A 25,754-nucleotide genomic window follows, 5' to 3' on the forward strand; every position below is an offset into this window, starting at 1 on the left:
AATGCCTGTTCGCCCCCGCCTGTCCAGCCGGGGGCGGAATTTCCCGTCAGCCCAGTAGCCTGCGTGCAATAACCTGAGCCTGAATCTCGGCCGCGCCCTCGAAGATATTCAGGATGCGCGCGTCGCAAAGCACCCGGCTGATGGAATATTCCAGCGCAAAGCCGTTGCCGCCATGGATCTGCAAGGCGTTGTCCGCCGAGGACCATGCGACGCGCGCGCCCAGCAGTTTCGCCATCCCGGCCTCAAGGTCGCAACGCCGGCCGTGATCCTTTTCCCAGGCGCTGAAATAGGTCAGCTGGCGGGCGATCATGATCTCGACCGCCATCATCGCCAGCTTGTCGGCGACGCGCGGAAACTCGATCAGCGAGCGGCCGAACTGTTTGCGGTCGATGGCGTAGCGCATGCCGGTCTCGGCTGCGCATTGTGCCACGCCGACGGCACGGGCCGCCGTCTGAATCCGAGCCGATTCAAAAGTTTCCATCAGCTGTTTAAAGCCCTTTCCGCGCTCGCCACCCAGAAGGTTCTCGCCACGCACGCGGAAACCGTCAAAGCCCAGCTCGTATTCCTTCATGCCGCGATAGCCCAGAACCTCGATCTCGCCGCCGGTCATGCCGGGGGTCGGGAAGGGGTCGTCGTCGGTGCCCGGGGTCTTTTCGGCCAGAAACATCGACAGCCCGCGCCAGTCGGTGCTGGCCGGATCGGTGCGCGCCAGCAGCGTCATCACATGGGTGCGCTGCGCATGGGTGATCCAGGTCTTGTTGCCGGTGACCACCCAATCGTCGCCATCCTTGACGGCGCGGGTGCGCAGGCTGCCCAGATCGCTGCCGGTATTCGGCTCGGTGAACACGGCGGTCGACAGGATCTCGCCCGAGGCAAGCTGGGGCAGCCATTTCGCCTTTTGCGCGTCGGTGCCACCGCACAGGATCAGCTCGGCCGCGATTTCAGAGCGCGTGCCGAGACTGCCCACGCCGATATAGCCGCGCGACAATTCCTCGGTCACCACCACCATCGAGACCTTGGTGAGGCCCAGCCCGCCGAATTCCTCGGGGATGGTCAGGCCAAAGACCCCCAGTTCGGCCAGTTCCTCGATGATCTCCATCGGGATCAGCTGATCCTTCAGGTGCCATTCATGCGCGTTGGGGATCACGCGATCCTCGGCATAGCGACGGAACTGATCGCGGATCATCTCCAGATCCTCGTCCAGCCCCGAGGCGCCGAAGGTCGCCCGGCCGTGATTGTCCTGCATCAAGGCCGCAAGCTCGGCCCGCGCCTCGGGCGTGTTGCCCGCCATCAGCGCCCGCGCCGCCTCGCCCGGCTGCCAGTCCAGCCCCAGATCGGACAGTCGCGCGAATTCGGTCTGGCTCATCGGGATACCGCCGCGGATCTGGGTCAGATATTCGCCCAGACCGATCTGCAGGATCAGCGTCTCGATCCGGCCCAGATTGCCGGCCTCGGCCAGACGCCCGGCCCAATCGGTCAATTGCCGCAGCGCCTCGACATAGGTGGCCAGCCAGGACAGCGCATGGGCCGCATGCTGATGCAGGTCCAGCGCCGCCGCCTCCACCTTGCCCTGCGGCGCCACACGCGCGCGCAGGATCTCGGTGGCCTCGGCCAGCAGGTCGGAAAGCTCGGGCTGAATCGCCCGGGCGCGGGAAAGAAGATCGGCGGGCATGGCGGGAGCGTCCTTCATGGCTGTCCTCTGCAGTGCGGCGTTGCGCCCTGCTTAGCGACTTTGCAATTGCAGCGCAACTATCATGCGCACAAATACCATCACACGAACGATAATGACCCTATAGCCCTCTCCGCTTCTTTCGTGGACAAATATCCCGGGGGTCCGGGGGCAGCGCCCCCGGCTGCGCGCCGCCCCTTGCATCCGCCGCGCAGCCCCCGCAACAGTGCCGCCATGTTCGGCCTCGACCCCCCTCATCTCGCGATGGCGCTGGCCATCACCCTGTTTTCCGGCTTCGTCAAAGGCGCGATCGGCTTTGCCATGCCGATGATCATGCTTTCGGCGCTGGGATCCTTTCTTAGCGCGCCGCAGGCGGTGGCGGCGGTGATCCTGCCCGTGCTGGTCACCAATATCCGGCAGGCGCTGCGGCAGGGCTGGGGACCGGCGCTACAGGTCAGCCGCGATTATCGCTGGCATCTGGGCATGGTCGTCCTTTTCATCCCGATCAGCGCCTTTTTTGCCACCCGCGTGCCGCAATGGCTGATGTATGCCGCCATCGGCCTGCCGGTCACGCTTTATGCCGGCTGGCAACTGGCCGGGCGCAGCCTTGCGCTGCCGCTGCATCACCGCCGCCGGGCCGAGATCGTCACCGGCATCATCGGCGGGCTGATCGGCGGCATCTCGGGGATCTGGGGGCCGCCGCTTCTGGTGCTGCTTTTGTCGATCCACGCGCCCAAGGACGAACAGATGCGGGCGCAGGGCGTGGTGTTCTTTATCGGCGCGCTGGCGCTGCTGGTGGCGCATCTGCAATCGGGGCTGCTCAATGCCCAGACGCTGCCGTTTTCGGCGCTTCTGGTCCTGCCCGCGATGCTCGGCATGACGCTGGGCAACATGGCGCATGACCGGCTGGACATCAGCCAGTTCCGGCACTGGACGCTGCTGCTTCTGGTGCTGACCGGGCTGAACATGCTGCGCAGGGCGCTGGAACTGCTGGGCCGGCCGGTGTAATCCGGCCCCAAGACAGGAGACCGCGATGATCGACCCCGCCCAACTGACCGCCGACCTGATCCGCTGCCGCACGGTCACGCCAGACGAGGGCGGCGCCCTGCAACTGCTTGCCGATCTGTTGACGGCGGCAGGTTTCGAATGCCACCGCATCGACCGCAACGGCACGCCGAACCTCTTTGCGCGCTGGGGCGCACGCGGCGCGCGCACCTTTGGCTTCAACGGCCATACCGATGTGGTGCCGCCGGGCGATCCGGCCAGCTGGACGCATCCGCCCTTTTCCGGGGCCGAGATCGACGGCTGGATCTGGGGCAGGGGCGCCACCGACATGAAATCGGGCGTGGCGGCCTTTGTCGCCGCAGCGGTGGATTTCGTCACCCAGACCCCGCCGGACGGCGCCATCGTGCTGACCATCACCGGCGACGAGGAGGGCCCGGGCAAGGACGGCACCCGCGCCCTGCTTGACTGGATGGACCAGCACAGCGAGCGCATGGATGTCTGCATCGTCGGCGAGCCCTCGAACCCCGACCGCATGGGCGAGATGATCAAGATCGGCCGCCGCGGCTCGATGACGCTGGAGATCGAGGCGCAGGGCAAACAGGGCCATGCCGCCTATCCGCATCGCGCCAGGAACCCGCTGCATGCACTGACGCGGCTGCTTTACGACCTGACCGCCGTGCCGCTGGATAAGGGCACCGAGCATTTCGATCCTTCCGGCCTGCAGATCACCACCATCGACTGCGGCAACCCGGCCTCGAACGTGATCCCGGAAAAGGCGCGGGCGACCATTAACATCCGCTTCAACGACGCCCATACCTCGGACATGCTGGACCGGATGATCCGTGACAGGGCCGAGGCCGTCGCCACCGCCACCGGCGTCACCTTCCAGATCCGCACCGATGTTTCGGGCGAAAGCTTTCTGACCCGGCCCGGCCCCTTCGTCGAGCTGGTGGCGGGGGTGGTGCGGGCGGAAACCGGGCTCGACCCGGTTCTGTCCACTTCGGGCGGCACGTCGGACGCGCGTTTCGTCAAGGATCACTGCCCGGTGCTTGAATTCGGGCTGGTCGGGCATTTCATGCATCAGGTCGACGAACGCGTGCCCGCCGATCAGGTCCGGCAGCTCGCGCGGATCTATCGCCGCATTCTGGAGCAGTATTTCGCATGATCATCGAGGAAACACAGGACATCGCCGCCTGCCGCGCCATCCGCCACGCCGTCTTCGTCATCGAGCAGAATGTGCCGGAGGACGAGGAATGGGACGATCTGGACGAACAGGCGGTGCATCTGCTGGCCCGCACCGCCGAGGGCACGGCCCTTGGCACCGCGCGGCTGATCCGGCGCGGCGAGACCGGCAAGATCACCCGCGTCGCCGTGCTGAAAGAGGCACGCGGCACCGGGCTGGGCGCCGGGCTGATCCGCGCCGCGATCCGGCAATTCGCCACCACCCCCGGCATCACCCGGTTGCAACTGGGCGCGCAGAACCATGCCATCCCCTTTTACGAAAAGCTGGGCTTTACCGCCTATGGCCCGGAATACATGGATGGCGGCATCCTGCATCACGACATGGAACGGGCGCTCTAGATGATCCGGCCCGAACTTGCCGAACGCCTGCGCCCATGGGCCGAGACCGGCGCTGCGGCACTGGTCATCGCATTCGGGCTGTGGGTGTTTTCGCTGGGCGGCTGGCTGTTCTGGCCGCTGGGCGCGCTGATCGCGGCGGCGGCGCTGGCCTGGGCGGTCGATGCCCGCCGGCGCATGCGCTTTCGCAGCGACGCCAGCGCGCCGGGGCTGGTCGAACTGGATGAGGGCGCGATCCGCTATCTGTCGCCCGACCGCATTCTGGGCGGCGAGATCGCGCTGCGCGACCTGTCCGAGATCCGGCTGCTGCGGCTGAACGGACGCGCGCATTGGCGGCTGAAAAGCCTTGACGGTCAGGCGCTTTTGGTGCCGCTGGACGCGGCCGGGGCCGAAAGCCTTGCCAGCGCCTTTTCCGCGCTGCCCGGCCTCGACATGCGCCGGCTGACGGCGGCACTGGACGACCGGCGCGCCACGGTGCAAACCCTTTGGACGAGGGGCGATCGGCCCCGCTTGACTTGAGACGCGCGCCTTGCCACCTGTGGCGGGCAAGGCAGATGAAAGGCCACCGATGTCCATTCCTCAACAGGGCGGCGGCCCGATCGAACGACCCGAACAGCTGGCGGAATACATCGCCTCGGGCGAGAAACCCAAGGATAGCTGGCGGATCGGCACCGAGCACGAGAAATTCGGCTATCGCCATTCCGACCTGATGCCCCTGCCCTATGAGGCGCCCGCCGGCCAGCCCTCGGTCAAGGCGATGCTGGAGGGCCTGCGCGAGCGCTTTGGCTGGACCCCGGTTCTTGAGGCCGGCCATATCATCGGGCTGGAACGCGACGGCGCCAATGTCAGTCTTGAGCCGGGCGGCCAGCTTGAACTGTCGGGCGCACCGCTGGAAACCATCCACCAGACCTGTGACGAGGTGAACAGCCATCTGGCCGAAGTGCGCGAGATCGCCGACAAGCTGGGCGCCGGCTTCATCGGCCTTGGCGCGGCGCCGATCTGGCGTCAGGACCAGATGCCGATGATGCCCAAGGGCCGCTACCGGCTGATGACCGATTACATGGGCCGGGTCGGCACGCTGGGCACGCAGATGATGTATCGCACCTGCACCGTGCAGGTGAACCTCGATTTTGCCAGCGAGGCCGACATGGTGCAGAAACTGCGCGTGGCGCTGGCACTGCAGCCGGTCGCCAATGCGCTCTTCGCCAATTCGCCCTTCCTTGACGGCAAGCCGAACGGCTGGAAAAGCTGGCGCGCGCATATCTGGCAAAATCTGGACGCGGCGCGCACCGGCATGCTGCCCTTTGTGTTTCAAGACGGCATGGGCTATGAGGCATGGGTGGACTATGTTCTTGATGTGCCGATGTATTTCGTCTACCGCGACGGGAAATACATCGACGCGCTAGGGCAAAGCTTCCGCGATTTCCTGAAAGGTCAGCTGCCGGCCCTGCCGGGCGAGGTGCCGACGCTCTCGGATTGGGCCGATCACCTGACCACCGTATTCCCCGAAGCGCGGGTCAAGAAATTCATCGAGATGCGCGGCGCCGATGGCGGCCCGTGGCGCAGGCTTTGCGCCCTGCCCGCCTTCTGGGTCGGGCTGATCTATGATCAGGCGGCGCTGGACGCGGCATGGGATCTGGTCAAGGGCTGGGACGCCGAGACGCGCGAAGGCTGGCGGCGCGAGGCCGGCCTCCACGCGCTGGATGCCGAGGTCGGCGGGCGCAAGATGCGCGATCTGGCGCGCGAAGTCGTGGCCATTTCCGAGGCCGGGCTGAAGGCGCGGGCGCGGCCGGGCAATGGCAGGCTGGTGCCGGACGAGACGCATTTCCTGGACGCGCTCAAGGAAAGCATCGACAGCGGAAAGGTGCCCGCCGATGAGCTGCTGGCCAAGTATCATGGCGAATGGCAGCAGGATCTGACGCCGATCTACAGCGAATATTCCTATTGAAACACCAAGGGCCGGGGTGATCCCCGGCCCTTTGCTTTTGCGGGCATTATTGCTGCGGCTCGGCCGGCGGCGCGCTGTTGCGGCCTTGCATGAACTGGTCGAACTCGGCCTTGTCCTTGGCTTCGCGCAGCTTTTGCAGGAAATCCACGAATTCGCGGTGCTCGTCCTCAAGCCGTTTCAGCGTCTCCTCGCGATAGGCGTCGAAAGCGGCATTGCCGGTCGGCGGGAACGGCGCGCTGCCGAAACGTTCGCCAAAGCGGGCAAAGCGGTCAGGATGGCGGTGATGACGGTGGCGGCAGGAAAACATGCGTTTGCTCCAGATCGTATAGCCAAGGATGGCAAGTCCCGCCGGCCAGCAGGCGACGAAACCCAGGATGATCGCGGCGACCCAGGCGCCCTTGCCCCGGTCGTCAAGCCAGTCGCGGACCCCGGCAAGGGCCATGCCGATCCGGTCCAAGACCGTAGGGCGCGACATGATGTCAGTGTTCATGGACGGTCCTCTCAATGTGAATGTTAATCACATTTACATAGATGGAAGGCCGGCCGCGCCATTCAATGGGTCGGCCGCAAAAATCAGTCGGGAATGACACCCAGCCCGCGCAGATAGATCAGCGCACCGCTTTCCAGCATGTCGGCGGGCTGAATGGGAGAGCGGCCGCCGGGCTTGCCGCGGCCGAACAGCTCGACCACGCCATGGCTCATCGCCCAGATATGATCGGCGACGATACCCGCGGGCGGGCGCGGCCGGCCGGGCGGCAGACGGCGGAACAGCGCCTCGGAGGCGGTGACCAGCACGCCGCGCGCGCGGTCGGCCGCCTGCGTCAGCGCGGCATTGCCGGTGATCGAAATGCCGGATTCGAACATGGCCATGTAAAAGCCGCGCCGCTCGGCGGCAAAGGCCAGATAGGCCTGCCCCATGCGCAGGAATGCACTCAGCGGGCTGGGCCGGCCGTGGTCAAAGGCGGTTTCCAGCCGGCCGGCGAATTCCTCGAACCCCTGTCGGGCGACCTCCTCCAGAAGCTCGTCGCGGCCGGTGAAATGCCGATAGGGCGCGGCGGCGCTGACGCCGGCCAGACGTGCGGCCTCGGCCAGCGTAAAGGCCTGCGGGCCCTTTTCCTCGATCAGCCGGACGGTGGCCTCGACCAGGGCCTGACGCAGGTTGCCGTGGTGATAGGATTGGCGTGGGGGCAAGAACCTGCCCCCCTACATGCCTTCGCCGAAGTAGTCCCCGACAAGGGTGCTGAGCGCATCGGCCAGCTCTCCGGCCTGAGCGCCCTTCGTGGTGACGCGGATCATGCTGCCGCGCGGCGCGGTCAGCATCAAAAGGCCCATGATCGAATCGCCAGACACGCTCATCCCGTCCTTTTCGACGGTGGCCTGCGCATCGAAACGTTCGACCGTTTCGACAAATTTGGCGCTGGCGCGGGCATGCAGCCCCTTTTCATTGATGATCTGCAGCTCGCGGGTGATCGAGCCGTTCAGGAGTTCGCTCATGAGACCGCGCGATTGGGAACGGGAATGATGTCGGCAGGAAGAACGTCGTAACTGTTGATGTATTTGCGCCCGGCATCCTTGGCTAGAGAAACCGCATCCGCCACGGACAGTTTTCGCGATTTCGCCAATTTGACCAGCATCGGCAGATTGGCACCGTAAAGGATGGAGCGGTTGCGCGCGTGACAGGCCAGCAGCGACAGGTTCGAGGGCGATCCGCCGAACAGATCCGTGACCACCACGACACCGTCTCCGGTATCGACCGAATCGGCTGCGGCACAGATCTCGGCCTGTTTCTGGCCGCGATCGTGGTTCTCCTCGATCGTTACGGCGCGAACTCCCGCTTGTGGCCCGACAACGTGTTCGACTGCCGAGAGATATTCCCGGGCCAGTCCTCCGTGCGCCACGATGACAATTCCGATCAAATTTCCCACCACACAAGGCCGTCACAAACCTGCCGACACTGCGCGAGGTCCAGCGATGGGCCCATCATCTGCAGGTGCCGGCGCCTTCTCACGGCGTTCAAGTTCCCGATGTCTAATTGACACTTGCCAGCCGGCTTTCGCAAGCGCATCCGCCATTTTTTCCGCCATTGTGACGGAACGATGTTGCCCCCCGGTACATCCGAAGCCGATGACGAGGTGCGCCTTGCCCTCTTCCAGATGAGCCGGCAGGGTAAACAGGATAAGATCCCGCACCTTCTGGAAGAACTCGGCGAATCGCGGATCGGCGGCGACGTAATCCTGCACGGCGCCGTCGCGGCCATCCATCGGCCGCAAGGCCGGGTCCCAATGCGGATTGGCCAGAAAGCGGCAGTCGAACATCAGGTCAACCCCGCGTGGAACCCCGCGTTTATAGGAAAAAGACTGCACCGAGACCCGCAGCCGCCTGCCCTGTTCATTGTCGAACCAGCGCGCCAGTTCCGCCTTGAGATCATGCGGCGACAGCTCGGACGTATCGACCAGCACATCGGCCCGCGCCCGGATCGGCGCCAGCATGTCATGTTCGGCCAGAATGGCGTCAAGGGGGGCGCCTTCGGTCCGCAGCGGGTGACGGCGGCGGGTTTCATTAAACCGTCGCAAAAGCTGCTCGGTGGCGCAGTCCAGAAACAACACCTCCAGCGCATATTCGGGCTGGCGCGTCAGCCGGTCGATCAGCTCGATCAGATTGGTGACGGAAAAATCGCGGTTGCGCACATCCAGCCCCAAGGCCAGCGGCACCGGCCGCGCCGGCCCGTCCAGAAGACGCGGCACCAGCGACAACGGCAGGTTGTCGATGGATTCATAGCCGAGATCTTCCAGCACATTGATCGCAGTCGAACGTCCGGCGCCCGAAGGGCCGGTGATCAGCACCAGTCTTTGTGTCACGTCGTCAGGTTTGGCGGTCTGGTTCATGGCAAGCGCGTCGGCAGGGGCAGAAGGCTATGGGGCCAAGACGACCGGCGCGGGTCAAGTTGCCTCGGGATCCCAGCGGCCGGCCTTGAGATATTGCAACAACACTGGTGCAAGATGATCACGCCCCTGCCCAAGGACAAGGGGCAGCGCATGGCCCAGAAGATCAAGTTTGTGGTGATCGGGCAGGCGCTGCGGCTCGGGGCGCGACAGATCGACGGCAAGGGCCAGCAGCACCGGACCATGCGGATCGGCATTGAGGATGCCGACGCGCCGTGCCTCGATACGGCCGCGAATCGATTCGGGGCAATCGGCGACCAGCCCGCCCCCTGTTTGGCGCAGCAAGACCCGGTCATCGGCGACCAAGGCCGCACCGAAGGCCATCATTTCAACGGCAAGCGTGGATTTACCTGATCCCGAGGCACCAAGGATCAGCAAGCCGCGTCCTTGCCATGCGACGCAGCAGCCATGCAGCAGCGTCTCGGCGTCTTCAACCATCAGGCGTATCTGTCCCCCTTGCACGATGGATAATCCGGGGCGTTCCGGCACCGTCATAAGGCCCCTAAGGGCCCGATCCGTCATATGTTTGCGTTAACATTCCTTGATTGCGCTAAACCTATCCAGAAGTGCGCTTCCGTCATCGTTCCGCCATGTTATAGCCGATCCAACGGCCGGGGGGGATGCCCGGTCATTCGATCACCAGGAGCTTTGACGCCATGACCGACCCGCGCTTCAACCCGAATTGCCGTCTCGAGGATCAAGGGATCTCGGGGCTCGGCAATGTCTATTACAACCTGCTGGAGCCGGCGCTGATCGAAGCCGCCGTGCAGCGGGCCGAGGGCAAGCTGGGTCTGGGCGGCACCTTCCTGGTTTCGACCGGCGTTCATACCGGCCGTTCGCCCAAGGACAAGCATGTCGTGCGCACGCCTTCGGTCGAAAACACCATCTGGTGGGAAAACAACCGCCCGATGGAGCCCGAAGCCTTTGACCGCCTGCATGCCGACATGCTGGAACACATGAAGGGCAAGGACTATTTCGTCCAGGACCTTTACGGCGGCGCGGATCCGGCGCTGCGTCTGGACGTGCGCGTCGTGACCGAGCTGGCCTGGCATGGTCTGTTCATCCGTCACCTGCTGCGCCGCCCCGAAGCGGCCGAGCTGGCCAGCTTCGTGCCGGAATTCACCATCATCAACTGCCCCTCGTTCAAGGCCGATCCGGCCCGCCACGGCTGCCGCTCGGAAACCGTGATCGCGCTGAACTTCGACAAGAAGCTTATCCTGATCGGCAACACCGCCTATGCCGGCGAGAACAAGAAATCGGTGTTCACGCTGCTGAACTACATCCTGCCGGAAAAAGGCGTGATGCCGATGCATTGCTCGGCCAACCACGCCATCGGCAATCCCGAGGATGCGGCGGTGTTCTTTGGCCTGTCGGGCACCGGCAAGACCACGCTTTCGGCCGATCCCTCGCGCATCCTGATCGGCGATGACGAACATGGCTGGTCCGATCACGGCATCTTCAACTTCGAGGGTGGCTGCTACGCCAAGACCATCAACCTCTCGGCCGAGGCCGAGCCCGAGATCTATGCCACCTGCTTCAAGTTCGGCACCGTGGTCGAGAACATGGTCTATGATCCCGACACGCTGGAGCTGGACTTCGAGGACAACTCGCTGACCGACAACATGCGCTGCGCCTATCCGCTGGAGCAGATCTCGAACGCGTCGGAAACCTCGCTGGGCGGCATGCCCAAGAACGTGATCATGCTGACCTGTGACGCTTACGGCGTGCTGCCGCCGATCGCGCGGCTGACCCCGGCGCAGGCGATGTATCACTTCCTGTCGGGCTTCACCTCGAAGACACCGGGCACCGAGGTGGGCGTGGTCGAGCCGACGCCGACCTTCTCGACCTGCTTTGGCGCGCCCTTCATGCCGCGCCGGCCGGAAGTCTATGGTAAGCTGCTGCAGGAAAAGATTGCCGCCACCGGCGCGCATTGCTGGCTGGTCAACACCGGCTGGACCGGCGGCGCCTTTGGCACCGGCAAGCGGATGCCGATCAAGGCGACCCGCGCCCTGCTGACCGCCGCGCTGGACGGTTCTCTGAACGACGTGCAGTTCCGCAAGGATCCGAATTTCGGCTTCGAGGTTCCGGTCTCGGTCCCCGGCGTCGAGGACAAGCTGCTGGATCCGCGTCAGACCTGGGCCGATCCGGCCGCCTATGACGCGCAGGCCAAGAAGCTGATCGGCATGTTCAGCGACAACTTTGCCCAATATGCCGACAAGATCGACGACGACGTGAAGGCGGCCGCGATCGGCTGATCGCGGAAGGGGGCTCTGCCCCCGCCCCTGCGGGGCTCCCCCGGGGTATTTGGGAAATGATGAAAGCGGGTGGTCGCGAGGTCGCCCGCTTTTCTATAGCGCCGCCTGCCAGTCGCGGACGGCCTGCAACGGCCAGACAAGCATCAGCACATTGAGCGTCAGCCCGTCGCGGATCAGCCATGTCGTGAACAGGTCGAAGCCGATGACGAGGGTGAGCGAGGTCCAGAGTGGCAGGCGGCTGGCGAGGAAAAAGCCCAGCATCATCGCAAGGATGTCGCTGACCGAGTTCAGCACGCTGTCGCCGTAATAATCGAGCGCGATGGTGACGGTGCGATAGCGTTCGATGATGGCGTCCGAGTTTTCGACGATCTCCCAGACAGCCTCGATCAGCGTGGCGAGGCTGAGCCGCCAGGCCAGCGGCAGGCGCCGCGCGATCAGCCAGAGCCCGGCATAAAGCAGGAAGCCATGGATGACATGCGATGGCGTATACCAGTCGGCGATATGCTGCGAATTCTCGCTACTGACGGTTTGGCCGTGCCAGAGCTTGACATAGCCGCAGGTGCAGATCGGCGCGCGCCCGATCCACAGCAGCCATATGGCCGCCGCGTTGACGATCATCCCGGTGACGATCCACGGCGCAGCCTTTCTGTTCAGCATCTCAGTCCCGTCTGCGGCGACGTTTCTGCGCGCGCTTGACCTCGGCCAGACGCGATTGCGTGGCGCGTTTGCGGAATGGACCCTTGCCCGAAGCCCGCCGCCCGCCGCCGCCCTGCGGCAAGGGCTTGCCCTCGAGTTCCAGCAGTTCCAGCATCAAGCCGCCGGTCAGCGGCACCGCCTCGGACAGGCGCACGGTGACGCGCTGACCGATGCCGATTTCCAGCCCGGTTTCCGAGCCCATCAGCACCTGCGCATCGGGGTCGTAGTGGAAGTACTCGCGGCCGATCTCGCGGATGGGCAGCAGGCCGTCGGCGCCGGTCTCGTCCAGCCGCACGAAGGCGCCGAATTTCTGCACACCGCTGATGCGGCCACTGAATTCGGCCCCGACCCGGTCGGCCAGATAGGCGGCCAGATAGCGGTCGGTGGTGTCACGTTCTGCCGCCATCGAGCGGCGCTCGGTGTCGCTGATTTGCTTGGCGGTGTCGGAGAGGTTTTCGATATCCCATTCCGACAGCCCGTCCTTGCCCCATTTATGGCCAAGGATCAGCGCCCGATGCACGATCAGGTCGGAATAGCGCCGGATTGGCGAGGTGAAATGCGCATAGCTGCGTAGGGCCAGCCCGAAATGGCCGAAATTCTCGGGGTGGTAATAGGCCTGCTGCATCGAGCGCAGCGCGGTCATGTTGATCAGCTCGTCGAAATCCGAACCCTCGGCCTGTTCCAGCAGGCGGTTCAGGTGGCGCGTCTGCAGCACCTGCCCCTTGGCCAAGGTAAAGCCCGAGGCCTCGGCCACTTCGCGCAGCGCGTCGAGCTTCTCGGCCGAGAGTTCCTCATGAACGCGATAGAGCAGCGGGCGGCGCAGGCGTTCCAGTTCCTCGGCGGCGGCGACATTGGCCAGCACCATGAACTCCTCGATCAGCTTGTGCGCATCGAAGCGGTCACGGAAATTCACCGATTTCACCCGGCCATCCGGGGTCAGGATGATCTTGCGCTCGGGCAAGTCCAGTTCCAGCGGCTGGCGCCGTTCGCGGGCGGCTTTCAGCAGCGCATAGGCGTGCCAGAGCGGCTTGATCACGTTGTCCAGAAGCGGCGCGGTCGCCTCATCGGGACTGCCATCCGCCGCCGCCTGCGCCTGTTCGTAGCTGAGGCTGGCCGCCGAATGCATCATGGCGCGATGAAAGCTGTGGCTGGCCTTGTTGCCCTGCGCGTCCAGCCGCATCCGCACCACGATGATGGGACGATCAACGCCTTCGTGCAGCGAGCACAGGTCGCCCGACAGGATATCTGGCAGCATCGGCACCACGCGGTCGGGGAAATAGGTCGAGTTGCCGCGCTTGCGCGCCTCGCGGTCCAGCGCCGAATTCGGCGTGACGTAATGCGCCACATCGGCGATGGCGACCCAGATATCGGCACCACCATCCTCGCGGATTTCGGCGGCGACGGCATCGTCATGGTCGCGCGCGTCCGAGGGGTCGATGGTGACCAGCGGCAGATGGCGCAGATCCTCGCGCCCCTTCATGCCGGCGGGCTTGGCGGCGTCGGCTTCGGCCATCACCTCATCGGGGAAATCGTCGGGGATGCCGTGCTGGTGGATGGCGATCAGGCTGACCGCGCGCGGGGCCGAGGGATCACCCAGACGTTCCAGCACCCGGGCCATCGGCAGGCCCAGACGGCCGCGCGGGCTGATCTGTTCGGCCTCGACCAGTTCGCCATTCTGCGCGCCATGCACCTCGCGCGCGGGGACCGACCATTCCTTGTCGGCGCCCTTGTCGATGGGCAGGACGCGGCCACCGGCCTCGGGGCCGCCGCTGCTGGCGCGGTAGATGCCGACGATCTTGTGGCTGGTGGTGCCGATGCGGCGGATCAGGCGAGCCTGATAGTCGTGATCCTCGCCCCGGGTCTCGATCAGGCGGGCCAGCATGCGTTCGCCCGCAGCCATCGCCGGATCGGATTTCAACGCGGCGTAAAGGATGCGTGGCATCGCGCCCTCGCCCTGCCATTCCAAAGGCTTGACGAAGATATCGCCATCCTTGTCGGGCGGCAGCAGCTGCACCACGGTGACCGGCGGCAGCTTTTCGGCATCGTGGTAATGGCGGCGGCGGCGTTCCAGCAGGCCCTCGGCCTCAAGCTCTTTCAGGATGCGCTTGAGCTCGATGCGCTCGGCGCCCTTGATGCCAAAGGCCTTGGCAATGTCGCGCTTGGCGGTGGCGTCGGGATGGGCCGCAACCCAGTCGAGAATCTGCTGTCGGGAAGGTATCTGTGCCATGGCGCCACGCTAGCATGGCGCCATGGCCGGCGGCAGGGGCAAAAATCAGGCGGCGGGCAGCTGCACGAAGGCGGCGGCATCGCGCACGATCGGATCGGCCTCGGCCCCCGAGGCGATCAGGTCCAGAAAATCGCTGCGCATCTGCGGCGCCCAGTTGGAGTTGATATGTTCGGCCACCGCCTCGGCCGCCGGGCGGTCGGGCTGGTTGCGAAAGAAGTCGGCCATCTGGCCGGCCATGCGGATCAGCTTCATCGTGTCATAGTGCAAGGTCAGGCTCCGGCAATGCGTCGGGGATGGGTGTAAAGGTCGAACTCGGCGCCACGGGCGCGGCCGATCATGGTGATGCCGGCGCGCTCGGCCCAGTCCAGCGCAAGGCCGGTGGGGGCGCTGGCGCCGATCAGCACCGGCGCACCGATCCGGGCGGCCTTTTGCACCAGATCCACCGACAGGCGCGAGGACATGACGATGGCCCCCTGCCCGGCATCGGAGCCGGCCCGGGCCAGCGCGCCGGCGATCTTGTCCAGCGCATTGTGGCGGCCGACATCCTCGCGGGTGATGGCGGTCTGCCCGTTCCAGAAGGCGGCGGCATGGATCGCGGGCGTGGCCCGGCGCAGGCTTTGGCCCTGCGCCAGCGCCGCCATGGCACGGGCGACATCGGCAGGCGGCATGCTCCAGTCCGAGACGACAGGCACCACCGCCGGCAGCGCCTGCGCGATGCTGTCGACGCCGCACAGCCCGCAGCCGACCGGCCCGACCATATGGCGGCGCCGTTCGGCCAGACCGGCGGCAAGGCCCGGACGCAGCCACAGCCGCGCCTCGCGCGCGGGCAGGCCCTGCGCCTCGACCTCGGCCTCTTCGAAATCCTCGACATCGGCCGGGCCGGCGATCAGCCCCTCGGTCAGCGCAAAACCCAGGGCAAAGTCGCGCAGGTCGCGCGGCGTCGCCATCAGCACCGCCTGGCTCATGCCGTCGATGACGATGGCGACCGGCATTTCCTGCGGCGCATCGGGCGGCACCACCTGTTGCCAGCCGCTACCGTCCCAACGAAGGACCCCCGTCACGTCGCGCATGTCACTCGGCTGCGGTGGGCAGGATGCGGCGCGACAGGTCCGAATGGGTCTGGTATTCGGACTGCCAGTCGGACGGCCCGTTCGAGGGGCTGACCTGCACCGCCGTCACCTTGAACTCGGGACAGTTGGTGGCCCAGTCCGAGTTGTCGGTGGTCACAACGTTCGCCTGCGTCGTCGGGTGGTGGAAGGTGGTATAGACCACGCCCGGCGCCACGCGTTCGGTGATATGGGCGCGCAGCGTGGTTTCCCCCGCGCGCGAGGCCACCCGCACCCAGTCGCCTTCGCGCACGCCACGGTTCTCGGCATCCGAGGGGTGGATTTCCAGAATATCCTCGGGGTGCCATGCGACGTTATCGGTGCGCCGGGTCTGGGCGCCGACGTTATATTGCGACAGGATCCGGCCCGTGGTCAGCAACAACGGGAAGCGGGCCCCGGTGCGTTCCTCGGTCGCGACATATTCGGTGTGCATGAACTTGCCCTTGCCGCGCACAAAGCCGTCGATATGCATCAGGGGCGTACCCAGGGGCGCGGCCTCGTTGCAGGGCCATTGCACCGAGCCTTCGCGTTCCAAAAGGTCATAGGTCACGCCGGCAAAGCTGGGCGTGGTCAGGGCGATCTCGGCCATGATCTCGCGCGGGTGGGTATAGGCCCAATGGCCGCCCAGACGGTTGGCCAGCATCTGGGTGATTTCCCAATCCTCATAGCCGTTCTTGGGCGTCATCGCCCGGTTCACCAAATTGACGCGGCGCTCGGCATTGGTGAAGGTGCCGTCCTTTTCAAGGAAGGACGAGCCCGGCAGGAAGACATGGGCATAGTTCGAGGTCTCGTTCAGGAACAGGTCATGCACGATGACGATGTCCATGGCCGAAAGCGCGCTGGTCACATGCCGGGTGTCGGGATCGGACTGCACGATGTCCTCGCCCTGACAGTAAAGACCACGGAAGCGGCCGGCCAGAGCTTCGTCGAACATGTTGGGGATGCGCAGGCCGGGTTCGGGCGACAGCTCGACGCCCCAGACGCGCTGGTAAAGCTCGCGCGTTTCGGTGTCGGACACATGGCGGTAGCCCGGATATTCATGCGGGAAGCTGCCCATGTCGCAGGAGCCCTGCACGTTGTTCTGACCGCGCAGCGGGTTCACGCCGGTGCCCGGCACGCCGATATTGCCGCAGAGCATGGACAGGTTGGCAATCGCCATGACCGTGGTCGAGCCCTGCGAATGCTCGGTCACGCCAAGGCCGTAATAGATGCTGGCGCGCGGCGCCGCCGCATAGGCGCGGGCAGCGTTGCGGATCAGATCGGCCGGAACCTTGCTGAGCTTTTCGACCTCTTCGGGCGCGTGTTTGGGATCCAGCACGAATTCGGCATAGGTAAGGAATTCGTCCCAGTCGCATTTCTCGCGGATGAAGGCCTCGTCATACAGCTTTTCGGCCACGATCACATGCGCCATCGAGGTGACGACGGCCACGTTGGTGCCCGGCCGCAGCGGCAGATGCAGGCCCAGCCCCATATGCGGGGTCTTGAGCAGGTCGATCTCGCGCGGGTCGATGACGATCAGGCTGGCGCCCTGCCGCAGCCGCTTGCGCAGGCGCGAGCCGAACACCGGGTGCCCGTCGGTCGGGTTGGCGCCGATGACCAGCGCCAGATCGGTTTCCTCGACCGAGTCGAAATCATGCGTGCCTGCCGAGGTGCCAAAGGCGGTCTTCAGCCCATAGCCGGTCGGCGAATGGCAGACGCGAGCGCAGGTGTCGGTGTTGTTGTTGCCAAAGACCGCACGCGCCAGCTTCTGGACCAGATAGGTTTCCTCGTTGGTGCAGCGCGACGAGGTGATGACGCCGATGCTGTCGCGGCCGTAATCGGCCTGCGTCTGGCGCAGGCGGCTCGCGGCAAAACCCAGCGCCTCGTCCCAGCTGACCACGCGCCACGGATCGGTGATCTTTTCGCGGATCATCGGTTCCAGCTTGCGGTCCTGATGCGTGGCATAGCCCCAGGCAAACCGGCCCTTGACGCAGCTGTGGCCGCGGTTGGCCTTGCCATCCATCGACGGCACCATGCGCACCACCTCCTCGCCGCGCATATGCACGTCAAAGGAGCAGCCGACGCCACAATAGGCGCAGGTGGTCTTGACGATATGCTCGGGGGTGCCGATCTCGATCACCTTGTTTTCGATCAGGGTCGCCGTCGGGCAGACCTGCACGCAGGCGCCGCAGCTGACGCAATCCGAGGACAGGAAATCATCGCTCTGCATCCCGGCGCTGACGCGGCTGTCGAAACCGCGCCCCTCGATGGTCAGGGCGAAGGTGCCCTGCACTTCCTCGCAGGCGCGCACGCAGCGCGAACAGACGATGCATTTCGCCGGATCGAAGGTGAAATAGGGGTTCGACTGATCCTTGGGCCGCCATTCCGGGTTCGGCCCCTCGGCCGAGCGCTTGGCGAAATGGCTCGCGCCCGGCTCATAGCGCACTTCGCGCAGGCCGACGGCGCCGGCCATGTCCTGCAATTCGCAATCGCCATTGGCGGCGCAGGTCAGGCAATCCAGCGGATGGTCGCTGATGTAAAGCTCCATCACGCCCTTGCGGATGGTCGCGATCTCATCGGTCTGGGTGTGGACGACCATGCCTTCCGACACCGGGGTGGTGCAGCTGGCGGGGGTGCCGCGCATGCCGTCGATCTGCACGACGCACAGCCGGCACGAGCCAAAGGCGCTGACGTGATCGGTCGCGCAAAGCTTGGGCACCGAGATCCCGGCGACGGCGGCGGCGCGCATGACGCTGGTGCCGGCCGGGACGCTGACGGCGATGCCGTCCACGGTCAGGGTCACGGTCACATCCGATTTTACCGCCGGCGTGCCCATGTCGCGGCTGGGAATGATGAAGTCTTTCATTCTGCGGCCTCCGGGTAAGTCCGGCCTTTGCCGGTGAATTCATCAGGGAAATGCGTCAGCGCCGACATCACCGGGAAGGGCGCAAAGCCCCCCAGCGCGCAAAGCGAGCCCCATTTCATCGTGTTGCACAGGTCTTTCAGGATGGCGATGCCATCGGTGTCACCGGCGGCGATGCGGTCGATGGTCTCGACCCCGCGCACCGAGCCGATGCGGCAGGGCGTGCATTTGCCGCAGCTTTCCTCGGCGCAGAACTCCATGGCAAAGCGCGCCAGCTTCAGCATGTCGGCGCTGTCGTCGAACACGGTGATGCCGGCATGGCCCAGCAGCGCATCCTTGGCGCCCAGTTCCTCATAGCCAAAGGGGATGTCGAAATTCCAATGCGGGACATAGGCCCCCAGCGGCCCACCGACCTGCGCCGCCTTGACCGGACGACCCGAGGCGCTGCCGCCGCCGAATTCCTCGATGATCTGGCGCAGGGTCATGCCAAAGGGCGCCTCGAACAGCCCGCCATGCTTGATATTGCCCGACAGCTGGATCGGGATCGTGCCCTTGGACCGGCCGATGCCCAGTTTCGCATATTCCGCCCCGCCATGCGCCAAAATCCACGGCACGGTCGCCAGCGAGATCAGGTTGTTCACCACGGTCGGGCGGCCCAGAAAGCCCTCCAGCGCCGGGATCGGCGGCTTGGCCCGCACGGTGCCGCGCTTGCCTTCAAGGCTGTTCAGCAGGCTGGTTTCTTCGCCGCAGACATAGGCACCGGCACCCGTCCGCACCTCCATGTCAAAGGCATAGCCCGAGCCCAGAACCGAATCCCCCAAGATCCCGGCCTGCCGCGCCTTGGTGATGGCGGCATCCAGCACGCGGATGCTGTCGGGATACTCGCTGCGGCAATAGACATAGCCCTGCACCGCGCCTACCGCGATGCCGGCAATCGCCATCCCCTCGATCAGGACCAGCGGATCGCCTTCCATGATCATGCGGTCGGCAAAGCTGCCGCTGTCGCCCTCATCGGCGTTGCAGACGATATATTTGCGCGGCGCCTTGGCACCGGCCACGGTCTTCCACTTGATGCCGGTCGGAAAGCCCGCGCCCCCGCGCCCGCGCAGACCGGATTCGGTCACCTCGGCCACAATGGCCTCGGGGCCCAGCCCGATGGCGCGGCGCAAGCCGTCAAGCCCGCCAAGCGCCTGATATTCCTCGACCGAAAGCGGATCAATCACGCCCACCCGTTCAAAGGTCAGCCGCTGCTGCGCCTTCATCCACGGCAGTTCCTCGACCGGACCCAGCGCCAGCGGATGATCGGCGCCGCTTTTCAGCGCCTCGACCAGCCCGGCGACATCGCCCGCCTCGACCGGGCCATAGCCATACCGCACGCCGTCCCGCTCGACCTCGACCAGCGGCTCAAGCCAGATCATGCCGCGCGTGCCATTGCGGGTGACGGTGAAATCTGCCGCCAGCGCCGCAGCTACTTCATCGGCGCCCAAGGCCTTGGCGGCCGCATCCAGAGGAACCCAGACCCTCATGCCCGCGCCTCCTCGACCAGCTTGCGCACCTTGTCCAGCGTCGCCCGTCCGACCAGCCGGTCGCCCATCTGCGCCGAGGGCGCACAGGCACAAAGCCCAAGGCAGAACACCGGCTCCAGCGTCAGCCGGCCATCCGGCGTGGTCTCGTGCCAGTCCAGCCCCAGCGCCGCGCGCACCTGATCGGCCAGCGCATCCGCCCCCATCGACTGGCAGGCCTCGGCCCGGCACAGCCGCAGCACATGCTTGCCCGAAGGATGGTCGCGGAAATCGTGATAGAAACTGACGACGCCATGCACCTCGGCCCGCGTCAGGCCAAGCGCGGCCGCAATCACCGGCTCCGCCGCCTCGGGGACAAAGCCCCATTCCGCCTGAATGTCATGCAGGATCGGCAACAGCGGACCCTCGCGGCCGACATGGGCAAGCAAGATCGCATCAAGGCGGTCTCGGAAATCGGCAGCAAGTTCAGCGGCTGTCATGGCTGGGTGTGATCCGGGCTCAGTTCCAATGTCTGGACAAATTACCCGCGCACGATAGCCGGGACAATCACGAAGTCCCGTCCATCAATTGATTTCTTCAATCGACTCGGCCGTTTTCCAAAGCGCCTCGACCAGCGGCGGATGCGGCTCGCGCCGGGCGCTGACCAGCCCGACCAGATGGCCGTCGCCCGCCAGATCGCGCGCCACCACTCCGCTGGGCAAGGGCAGCCCCTGCGCCAGCGAGCGCGGCAGGATCGCCGCCCAATCCCCGGTCGCGACATGGGCCAGGATCGCCAGCATCGAGGTCGATTCCACGCGCGGCATCGCCTCGGCCCCCGCATCCAGCAGGTGACGGGTGACGATGCGGCGATTCTGCATGTCGGGAGTCAGCAGGCACAGCGGGCGCGCCGCCGCCTCGGACCAGTCCACCGGCCCGGCATCCTCGTCGCGCGTCACCAGACAATAGGTCTCGCGATAAAGCGGCAGCGCCTGCACGCGCCCCAAGGGCTCGCTGTCCAGATAGGTCACACCTGCATCCAGCTCCAGCGCCTCGATCTGCTCGCGGATCTCGTCCGAGGATCGCGACAGGATCGACACCCCGGCATTGGGATGGCGCTTCAGAAACGGTCCGGTCAACTCGGCGATGCGCGGCATGGCGGTCGGGATCACCCCCAGACGCAGCAGGCCCGACACCCCGCGCCGGCGCGCCTGCATCTCGGATTGCATGGCGCGGGCATCACCGACGATGCGCCGCGCCCAATCCAGCACGCGCGCGCCCTCCGGCGTCAGCCCCTGATAGCGCGATCCGCGCCGCACCAGCTGCACGCCCAATTGCTCTTCCAGCGATTTAATGGCCGAGGACAGGGTCGGCTGGGTGATGCCCAGCTCTTCGGCGGCACGGCCGAAATGCTCGGCCCGCGCCAGCACCATGAACATGGACAGCTTGTCGATCACCGGACAGCCCTCCTGTTCCTCTTTCGTGGAAAAATATCCCGCGGGGGTCCGGGGGCGCGAAGCCCCCGGTCCGGCCGGTCAGACGATCTCGACCGCGTATTTCTCGATCACCGTATTGGCCAGCAGGCCCTCGCACATGCGCGCGACCTCGGCCCTGGCGGCCTCGGCATCACCCGAGGCCAGGTCCAGCTCGATGACCTTGCCCTGCCGCACGCCCGAGACGCCGGCAAAGCCCAGACCACCCAGAGCGTGGCGGATCGCCTCGCCCTGCGGATCCAGAACGCCATCTTTCAGCATGATGGTGACACGGGCTTTCATTCGGGCAGTCCTTCAGTTGATCAGGGTCGGCTTGGTCAGCGAGGTGGTGTTGGCGGGCATCAGGCCCAGCCGGCGCGCCACTTCGGTATAGGCATCGGTCAGGCTGCCCAGATCGCGGCGGAACACGTCCTTGTCCAGCTTCTGGCCGGTCTTGACATCCCACAGCCGGCAGCTGTCGGGGCTGATCTCGTCGGCGACGACAAGGCGCATGAAGTCGCCATCCCAGATCCGGCCGATCTCGATCTTGAAGTCGATCAGCTTGATCCCGGCGCCAAAGAACACGCCCGACAGGAAGTCGTTCACCCGCAGCGCCAGGCTGACGATATCGTCCAGATCCTGCTGCGAGGCCCAGCCGAAGGCGATGATGTATTCTTCCGACACGAAGGGGTCGCCCAGCTCGTCGTTCTTGAAGCTGTATTCGACGATCGGGCGCGGCAGGGGCGTGCCCTCTTCCATGCCCAGACGCTTGGCGATCGAGCCTGCGGCAAAGTTACGCACGATCACTTCCAGCGGAATGATCTCGACCTGACGCACCAGCTGCTCGCGCATGTTGATGCGGCGGATGAAGTGGTTCGGGACGCCGATATTCGTCAGCCCGGTCATGAAGAACTCGGACAGCCGGTTGTTCAGGACGCCCTTGCCCTCGATCGTCGCCTTTTTCTGGGCGTTGAACGCGGTCGCGTCATCCTTGAAATACTGGATCAGGGTGCCGGGCTCGGTGCCTTCGTAAAGGATCTTCGCCTTGCCCTCGTAGATCTTCTTGCGCCTTGGTGCCATGCTGCGCGTTCTCCCGTCCGCAAGGTAGCCGTGTCTTTATCGGGCTATAGGCCAGAAACGGGGTCAGGGGCAATACGGGCTTGCGATGGAGGGGCGCCACCTGCATATCTTGCCTCAGGAACACCCAGACGCAGCCGGAGGCCGCCATGACCACCTTTGACGACCGCGAACGTGCCTATGAGAACAAGTTCGCCCATGACGAAGAGCTGAACTTCAAGGCCGAGGCGCGGCGCAACCGCCTGCTGGGCGAATGGGCGGCGGGCCTGTTGGGCAAGTCGGGCGACGACGCGCGCTCTTACGCGCTGACCATCGTGACCTCGGATTTCGACGAGCCGGGCGATGAGGATGTCTATCGCAAGCTCAGCGCCGATCTGGCCGGCAAGGCCGACGAGACCGCGATCCGCACCAAGATGGTCGAGCTGCGCGTGACCGCGCGCGAGCAGATCCTGAACGAGATCTGATCCCCGCGCGATCGGCCCGAAAGCCCCCCGACAGGGCCCCAACAAGGCCCATGCCATGGAAACGCCGCCGTTTTCGGCGGCGTTCGTCCCTTAGCCCACGGCCCTGCCCGCCGCCGCGCCCGGCACCGGCGCGCGCGCCGCCGCCTCGACCCGCGGATACAGCCGCCACAGCGTCAGCCCGCGCAGCGCGTTCAGCACCATCAGCGCCGCCCATAGCCCGTGGTTGCCGATCAGCGGCACCAGCGCCATCACCAGCCCGGCAAAGACCAGCACCGAGACCGCGACGGAATTGCGCATCTCGCGCGTGCAGGTGGCGCCGATGAAGATGCCGTCGAACATATAGGACGCAAGGCTGACCAGCGGCGCCACCACCAGCCAGGGCAGATAGGCGCGCGCCGCCGCGCGCACATCCGGGGCGGTGGTCAGCAGATCAATCGCCATCGCTCCGCCAAGCGCAAAGGCCAGCACCAGCAGCCCCGCCCCGGCCAGCCCCCAGCCCGAGGCCAGCCATGCCGCCCGCCGCAGCAGGTCCGGCCGGCGCGCGCCCACCGCCTGCCCGACCAGCGATTCGGCGGCAAAGGCGAATCCGTCCAGCGCAAAGGCCGTCACCTCCAGAAACTGCAACAGGATCTGGTTGGCGGCCAGCGTGACATCACCCTGCCCGGCGGCAAGGAACATGAAACTGGTGAAACAGCCCTGCAGCAGCACCGAGCGGATCAGGATATCGCCATTCACCCGCATCAGCCGGCGCAGGGGCGCGGATGCAAACAGCCCCGCCGCCGCCAGCCCCTGACGCAGCGCGCCGCGCGCCAGCCACAGCGCCAGCGCCAGCCCGGCATATTCCGCGATCAAGGTGGCCGCAGCCACCCCGCGCACGCCCCAGCCCAGCCCCAGCACGAACCACAGGTTCAAAAGCACATTGGCGCCATTCATCAGCAATTGCACCGCCAGCACCGCCCGGCTGCGCTCGGTCGCGATCAGCCAGCCGGTCAGCGCATATAGCCCGATGGTCGCCGGCGCCCCCCAGATGCGGATGGCCAGATAAGCCCGCGCCAGCGTCTCGACCTCGACCGAACCCGGCGCCAGCCGAAAGGCCAAGGCCGCCAGCGGATGCTGCACCACGACCAGCGCCAGCCCTGCCGCCAGCGCGATCAGCAGCGCACGCAGCAGATGCGCGCCTTCGTCGGCGTGATCGCCCGCACCGCGCGCCTGCGCCACCAGCCCCGAGGTGCCCATGCGCAGAAAGCCAAAGATCCAGTAGACCGAGACAAGGATCACCGAACCCAGCCCGACCGCGCCGATGGGCGCCGCCTCGCCCAGCTGGCCGATCACACCGATATCGACCAGCCCCAGCAGCGGCACGGTGGCGTTGGACAGAACGATCGGCAGGGCGATGGCCAGAACGCGCCGGCTGGTCAGCGCGCCGATGCGCTCAGTCATCCTGCGGCATCAGGAAATGCCCGGTCGCCTGCGCAAACAGCCGCGCGCGCTGATCCTGCCATGCCTCGACCTGCACGCTGGCATAGCGCCGCCCCAGACGCACCACCCGCGCCCGCGCATAGGAATCGCGCGGCAGGCCCGATCGCAGATAGTCCACGGTAAAGTCGATGGTCTTGGGCAGGCGCGGCATGGTCTCGGGGCGGGCGGGATCGGGGGCGATGCGGCCTGCCTCCATGTCCTGCCAGATCGCGCTCCATGCCAGCTCGACAATGCAGGTCACCTCCAGAAAGGCCGCCGTCACCCCGCCATGGATCGCCGGCAGCGCCGGGTTGCCGATCAGCTTTTCGTCATAGGGCAGGATCGCGGTCAGCTCGTCGCCCCGGCGGTCGAATTGCACGCCCAGCCAGCGGATATAAGGCACGCCCGAAAACAGCGCGCTCAGCGTGGTATTGCGGCGCGACTTGATGGCGGCAAGGGGTTCGTTGCGGTCCATGGGCTAGCGCTCGAAGGTAAAGGCACCGGTGGCCGAGGCCACGGGCCGCGCCTCGTCGGCATCCATGGCCCAGGCGCGCACGAAGGCGACCGAGCGGGTGACGTGATAGCATTCCGCCCGCGCGGTAATGACCTGACGCGGGGTCGCGGCGCGCATGTAGTCGATGCGCAGGTCGATCGTGGCGGTGACGCGGGCGCCGTCAGGATGGGCCATGACCGCCGCACCGCTGCAGGTGTCCATCAGCGTCGAGATCACCCCGCCATGGATCACGCCGCTGCGGGGATCGCCGACAAGATCCGGGTTCCACGGCAGCGAGATCACCGCCCTGCCCGGCCCCAGCTCTTGCAGTTCCATCCCCAGCACGCGGGCATGAGGAATAGACTCGATGAACTGGCGGGCGATCTGGCGTTGCCGGTCTTGGGCTGCGGCATCTGGCTGGGCCATGCGGACCTCATATCTGCTGGTGACAAGGCTAGCCGCCCGCGCCCCGCGCCACAAGACGGCCAGCGGTTGAGTTTGAGACGCCCGCGCGATAGTCTGGCCGCGACATAGGCAGGTTGATCGATGCCCGACAGCGAATTCATCAGTTTCAAGGACATGTGCGCGCGCTTTGATGTAACGCCGCGCACCCTGCGCTATTACGAATATATCGAGCTGCTGAACCCCCGCAAGGAAGGCCGTTCGCGCTTTTACGGGCCGCGGGAAATCGCCCGCATGAAGCTGATCCTGCGCGGCCGCCGCTTTGGCTTTTCGCTGGAGGACATCCGGCAATGGCTGCTGATCTACGGCGAAAAGGGCACGCACGAACAGTATCGCGTCTGGATCGATCTGGCGAATCGTCAACTGGGCGTGCTGACCCAACAGCGCGACGAGCTGAACCAGACCATGGCCGAGCTTGAGGCGCTGCGCGACGACACCGCCGCGCTGCTGGAGGCGATGGACAAGCCTGCTTGACCGGGCCCTGCCCCTAGCCTGCCATACCGGCCCCACGCCGGCTGACGCCACGTCGCAACTTACGCGCAGGTCAACTTGCCCTATATG

At 65.8% G+C, this 25,754-nt stretch carries 28 protein-coding genes; 8 read left to right on the plus strand and 20 right to left on the minus strand.

The genetic code is table 11. The features are described 5' to 3' along the window. Positions 1-46 precede the first annotated feature (46 nt). Positions 47-1,690 carry an acyl-CoA dehydrogenase family protein gene (locus GL279_RS04485; protein WP_155063406.1) on the minus strand — a complete coding sequence of 548 codons (1,644 nt, stop codon included), beginning with the start codon at positions 1,688-1,690 and terminating at the stop codon, positions 47-49. A gap of 213 nt (positions 1,691-1,903) precedes the next feature. Between GL279_RS04485 and GL279_RS04490 the strand changes: the two genes are divergently transcribed. The 5 genes from GL279_RS04490 to GL279_RS04510 are packed head-to-tail and all read left to right on the plus strand — an operon-like array spanning position 1,904 to position 6,200. Continuing rightward, positions 1,904-2,677: a sulfite exporter TauE/SafE family protein gene (locus GL279_RS04490; RefSeq protein ID WP_155063407.1), complete on the plus strand. Its 774-nt coding sequence runs from the start codon at positions 1,904-1,906 to the stop codon at positions 2,675-2,677. A 25-nt stretch (positions 2,678-2,702) separates the two neighbouring features. After that, a complete protein-coding gene (gene dapE / locus GL279_RS04495; protein WP_155063408.1) occupies positions 2,703-3,839 on the plus strand; it encodes a succinyl-diaminopimelate desuccinylase in 1,137 nt (378 codons plus the stop codon). Continuing rightward, complete coding sequence (locus GL279_RS04500) at positions 3,836-4,255, plus strand: GNAT family N-acetyltransferase (protein WP_155063409.1); 420 nt, start codon at positions 3,836-3,838, stop codon at positions 4,253-4,255. The genes dapE and GL279_RS04500 overlap by 4 nt, the downstream gene beginning before the upstream one ends. Then, positions 4,256-4,771 carry a hypothetical protein gene (locus GL279_RS04505; protein ID WP_155063410.1) on the plus strand — a complete coding sequence of 172 codons (516 nt, stop codon included), beginning with the start codon at positions 4,256-4,258 and terminating at the stop codon, positions 4,769-4,771. Between the two features lie 49 nt (positions 4,772-4,820). Continuing rightward, a complete protein-coding gene (locus GL279_RS04510; RefSeq protein WP_155063411.1) occupies positions 4,821-6,200 on the plus strand; it encodes a glutamate--cysteine ligase in 1,380 nt (459 codons plus the stop codon). A gap of 46 nt (positions 6,201-6,246) precedes the next feature. Here the strand turns inward: GL279_RS04510 and GL279_RS04515 are convergent, their stop codons facing one another. The 6 genes from GL279_RS04515 to GL279_RS04540 all read right to left on the minus strand — a co-directional run bounded on the left by GL279_RS04515 (position 6,247) and on the right by GL279_RS04540 (position 9,580). Beyond that, positions 6,247-6,690, minus strand: a complete 444-nt coding sequence (locus GL279_RS04515) for a DUF2852 domain-containing protein (RefSeq protein WP_155063412.1) — start codon at positions 6,688-6,690, stop codon at positions 6,247-6,249. Between the two features lie 83 nt (positions 6,691-6,773). After that, a complete protein-coding gene (locus GL279_RS04520; protein ID WP_155063413.1) occupies positions 6,774-7,391 on the minus strand; it encodes a TetR/AcrR family transcriptional regulator in 618 nt (205 codons plus the stop codon). 12 nt (positions 7,392-7,403) lie between these two features. Beyond that, positions 7,404-7,694, minus strand: coding sequence for an HPr family phosphocarrier protein (locus GL279_RS04525; RefSeq protein ID WP_155063414.1), 291 nt, complete (start codon positions 7,692-7,694; stop codon positions 7,404-7,406). Further along, positions 7,691-8,116 carry a PTS sugar transporter subunit IIA gene (locus GL279_RS04530; protein WP_155063415.1) on the minus strand — a complete coding sequence of 142 codons (426 nt, stop codon included), beginning with the start codon at positions 8,114-8,116 and terminating at the stop codon, positions 7,691-7,693. The genes GL279_RS04525 and GL279_RS04530 overlap by 4 nt, the downstream gene beginning before the upstream one ends. A gap of 21 nt (positions 8,117-8,137) precedes the next feature. Further along, positions 8,138-9,085 (minus strand): RNase adapter RapZ, encoded by a 948-nt coding sequence (gene rapZ / locus GL279_RS04535; RefSeq protein ID WP_155063416.1) that lies wholly within the window; start codon positions 9,083-9,085, stop codon positions 8,138-8,140. Positions 9,086-9,139: 54 nt separating this feature from the next. Further along, on the minus strand, positions 9,140-9,580 hold the full coding sequence (locus GL279_RS04540) for an HPr kinase/phosphorylase (RefSeq protein WP_155063417.1): 441 nt from the start codon (positions 9,578-9,580) through the stop codon (positions 9,140-9,142). Positions 9,581-9,798: 218 nt separating this feature from the next. Here GL279_RS04540 and GL279_RS04545 point away from each other — a divergent pair, with 218 nt between their 5' ends. Further along, the gene (locus tag GL279_RS04545) at positions 9,799-11,397 is read left to right on the plus strand and encodes a phosphoenolpyruvate carboxykinase (protein ID WP_155063418.1); all 1,599 of its coding nucleotides are present in this window, start codon (positions 9,799-9,801) and stop codon (positions 11,395-11,397) included. 93 nt (positions 11,398-11,490) lie between these two features. Here the strand turns inward: GL279_RS04545 and GL279_RS04550 are convergent, their stop codons facing one another. From GL279_RS04550 to purC, 10 genes are all read right to left on the minus strand, one after another. Continuing rightward, positions 11,491-12,054, minus strand: coding sequence for a DUF2585 domain-containing protein (locus tag GL279_RS04550; protein ID WP_155063419.1), 564 nt, complete (start codon positions 12,052-12,054; stop codon positions 11,491-11,493). A 1-nt stretch (position 12,055) separates the two neighbouring features. Then, entirely contained in the window at positions 12,056-14,320 is a 2,265-nt protein-coding gene (rnr, locus tag GL279_RS04555) for a ribonuclease R (protein ID WP_155063420.1), read from the minus strand. 45 nt (positions 14,321-14,365) lie between these two features. Then, the gene (locus tag GL279_RS04560; protein WP_246175153.1) at positions 14,366-14,587 is read right to left on the minus strand and encodes a formate dehydrogenase subunit delta; all 222 of its coding nucleotides are present in this window, start codon (positions 14,585-14,587) and stop codon (positions 14,366-14,368) included. A 2-nt stretch (positions 14,588-14,589) separates the two neighbouring features. Further along, a complete protein-coding gene (gene fdhD / locus GL279_RS04565; protein WP_155063421.1) occupies positions 14,590-15,390 on the minus strand; it encodes a formate dehydrogenase accessory sulfurtransferase FdhD in 801 nt (266 codons plus the stop codon). Position 15,391: 1 nt separating this feature from the next. Beyond that, positions 15,392-18,271: a formate dehydrogenase subunit alpha gene (fdhF, locus tag GL279_RS04570; protein WP_155063422.1), complete on the minus strand. Its 2,880-nt coding sequence runs from the start codon at positions 18,269-18,271 to the stop codon at positions 15,392-15,394. Beyond that, complete coding sequence (locus tag GL279_RS04575) at positions 18,268-19,794, minus strand: formate dehydrogenase beta subunit (protein ID WP_155063423.1); 1,527 nt, start codon at positions 19,792-19,794, stop codon at positions 18,268-18,270. Before GL279_RS04575 ends, fdhF begins: the two co-directional genes overlap by 4 nt. After that, positions 19,791-20,270 carry a formate dehydrogenase subunit gamma gene (locus GL279_RS04580; RefSeq protein ID WP_155063424.1) on the minus strand — a complete coding sequence of 160 codons (480 nt, stop codon included), beginning with the start codon at positions 20,268-20,270 and terminating at the stop codon, positions 19,791-19,793. Before GL279_RS04580 ends, GL279_RS04575 begins: the two co-directional genes overlap by 4 nt. 84 nt (positions 20,271-20,354) lie before the next feature. Further along, positions 20,355-21,224, minus strand: coding sequence for a LysR family transcriptional regulator (locus GL279_RS04585; protein WP_343039706.1), 870 nt, complete (start codon positions 21,222-21,224; stop codon positions 20,355-20,357). 78 nt (positions 21,225-21,302) lie between these two features. Then, complete coding sequence (purS, locus tag GL279_RS04590) at positions 21,303-21,542, minus strand: phosphoribosylformylglycinamidine synthase subunit PurS (protein WP_155063425.1); 240 nt, start codon at positions 21,540-21,542, stop codon at positions 21,303-21,305. 12 nt (positions 21,543-21,554) lie between these two features. Further along, positions 21,555-22,319: a phosphoribosylaminoimidazolesuccinocarboxamide synthase gene (gene purC / locus GL279_RS04595; protein ID WP_142662508.1), complete on the minus strand. Its 765-nt coding sequence runs from the start codon at positions 22,317-22,319 to the stop codon at positions 21,555-21,557. Positions 22,320-22,465: 146 nt separating this feature from the next. Here purC and GL279_RS04600 point away from each other — a divergent pair, with 146 nt between their 5' ends. Beyond that, positions 22,466-22,780, plus strand: a complete 315-nt coding sequence (locus tag GL279_RS04600; protein WP_155063426.1) for a DUF1476 domain-containing protein — start codon at positions 22,466-22,468, stop codon at positions 22,778-22,780. Between the two features lie 90 nt (positions 22,781-22,870). Here the strand turns inward: GL279_RS04600 and GL279_RS04605 are convergent, their stop codons facing one another. The 3 genes from GL279_RS04605 to GL279_RS04615 are packed head-to-tail and all read right to left on the minus strand — an operon-like array spanning position 22,871 to position 25,157. Further along, positions 22,871-24,220 carry an MATE family efflux transporter gene (locus tag GL279_RS04605; protein ID WP_155063427.1) on the minus strand — a complete coding sequence of 450 codons (1,350 nt, stop codon included), beginning with the start codon at positions 24,218-24,220 and terminating at the stop codon, positions 22,871-22,873. Next, positions 24,213-24,713, minus strand: a complete 501-nt coding sequence (locus GL279_RS04610) for a PaaI family thioesterase (protein ID WP_155063428.1) — start codon at positions 24,711-24,713, stop codon at positions 24,213-24,215. Before GL279_RS04610 ends, GL279_RS04605 begins: the two co-directional genes overlap by 8 nt. A 3-nt stretch (positions 24,714-24,716) precedes the next feature. Next, positions 24,717-25,157, minus strand: a complete 441-nt coding sequence (locus GL279_RS04615) for a PaaI family thioesterase (RefSeq protein WP_155063429.1) — start codon at positions 25,155-25,157, stop codon at positions 24,717-24,719. 120 nt (positions 25,158-25,277) lie between these two features. Between GL279_RS04615 and GL279_RS04620 the strand changes: the two genes are divergently transcribed. After that, positions 25,278-25,667 (plus strand): MerR family transcriptional regulator, encoded by a 390-nt coding sequence (locus GL279_RS04620; protein WP_155063430.1) that lies wholly within the window; start codon positions 25,278-25,280, stop codon positions 25,665-25,667. Positions 25,668-25,754 lie beyond the last annotated feature (87 nt).

Origin of the sequence: Paracoccus limosus (assembly GCF_009711185.1) — a bacterium.
Lineage (GTDB): Bacteria > Pseudomonadota > Alphaproteobacteria > Rhodobacterales > Rhodobacteraceae > Paracoccus > Paracoccus limosus.

Excerpts from the sequence above, each read along its gene's own strand:
- GL279_RS04575 (WP_155063423.1), bottom strand. The coding sequence starts at position 19,794 with ATGAGGGTCTGGGTTCCTCTGGATGCGGCCGCCAAGGCCTTGGGCGCC.
- purS (WP_155063425.1), bottom strand. The coding sequence starts at position 21,542 with ATGAAAGCCCGTGTCACCATCATGCTGAAAGATGGCGTTCTGGATCCG.
- GL279_RS04505 (WP_155063410.1), top strand. The coding sequence starts at position 4,256 with ATGATCCGGCCCGAACTTGCCGAACGCCTGCGCCCATGGGCCGAGACC.
- purC (WP_142662508.1), bottom strand. The coding sequence starts at position 22,319 with ATGGCACCAAGGCGCAAGAAGATCTACGAGGGCAAGGCGAAGATCCTT.
- GL279_RS04525 (WP_155063414.1), bottom strand. The coding sequence starts at position 7,694 with ATGAGCGAACTCCTGAACGGCTCGATCACCCGCGAGCTGCAGATCATC.
- GL279_RS04510 (WP_155063411.1), top strand. The coding sequence starts at position 4,821 with ATGTCCATTCCTCAACAGGGCGGCGGCCCGATCGAACGACCCGAACAG.
- GL279_RS04515 (WP_155063412.1), bottom strand. The coding sequence starts at position 6,690 with ATGAACACTGACATCATGTCGCGCCCTACGGTCTTGGACCGGATCGGC.
- GL279_RS04485 (WP_155063406.1), bottom strand. The coding sequence starts at position 1,690 with ATGAAGGACGCTCCCGCCATGCCCGCCGATCTTCTTTCCCGCGCCCGG.
- fdhF (WP_155063422.1), bottom strand. The coding sequence starts at position 18,271 with ATGAAAGACTTCATCATTCCCAGCCGCGACATGGGCACGCCGGCGGTA.
- GL279_RS04500 (WP_155063409.1), top strand. The coding sequence starts at position 3,836 with ATGATCATCGAGGAAACACAGGACATCGCCGCCTGCCGCGCCATCCGC.
- GL279_RS04540 (WP_155063417.1), bottom strand. The coding sequence starts at position 9,580 with ATGGTTGAAGACGCCGAGACGCTGCTGCATGGCTGCTGCGTCGCATGG.
- GL279_RS04545 (WP_155063418.1), top strand. The coding sequence starts at position 9,799 with ATGACCGACCCGCGCTTCAACCCGAATTGCCGTCTCGAGGATCAAGGG.
- GL279_RS04550 (WP_155063419.1), bottom strand. The coding sequence starts at position 12,054 with ATGCTGAACAGAAAGGCTGCGCCGTGGATCGTCACCGGGATGATCGTC.
- GL279_RS04615 (WP_155063429.1), bottom strand. The coding sequence starts at position 25,157 with ATGGCCCAGCCAGATGCCGCAGCCCAAGACCGGCAACGCCAGATCGCC.
- dapE (WP_155063408.1), top strand. The coding sequence starts at position 2,703 with ATGATCGACCCCGCCCAACTGACCGCCGACCTGATCCGCTGCCGCACG.
- GL279_RS04605 (WP_155063427.1), bottom strand. The coding sequence starts at position 24,220 with ATGACTGAGCGCATCGGCGCGCTGACCAGCCGGCGCGTTCTGGCCATC.
- GL279_RS04580 (WP_155063424.1), bottom strand. The coding sequence starts at position 20,270 with ATGACAGCCGCTGAACTTGCTGCCGATTTCCGAGACCGCCTTGATGCG.
- rnr (WP_155063420.1), bottom strand. The coding sequence starts at position 14,320 with ATGGCACAGATACCTTCCCGACAGCAGATTCTCGACTGGGTTGCGGCC.
- rapZ (WP_155063416.1), bottom strand. The coding sequence starts at position 9,085 with ATGAACCAGACCGCCAAACCTGACGACGTGACACAAAGACTGGTGCTG.
- GL279_RS04490 (WP_155063407.1), top strand. The coding sequence starts at position 1,904 with ATGTTCGGCCTCGACCCCCCTCATCTCGCGATGGCGCTGGCCATCACC.
- GL279_RS04600 (WP_155063426.1), top strand. The coding sequence starts at position 22,466 with ATGACCACCTTTGACGACCGCGAACGTGCCTATGAGAACAAGTTCGCC.
- GL279_RS04610 (WP_155063428.1), bottom strand. The coding sequence starts at position 24,713 with ATGGACCGCAACGAACCCCTTGCCGCCATCAAGTCGCGCCGCAATACC.
- GL279_RS04620 (WP_155063430.1), top strand. The coding sequence starts at position 25,278 with ATGCCCGACAGCGAATTCATCAGTTTCAAGGACATGTGCGCGCGCTTT.
- fdhD (WP_155063421.1), bottom strand. The coding sequence starts at position 15,390 with ATGCGCGACGTGACGGGGGTCCTTCGTTGGGACGGTAGCGGCTGGCAA.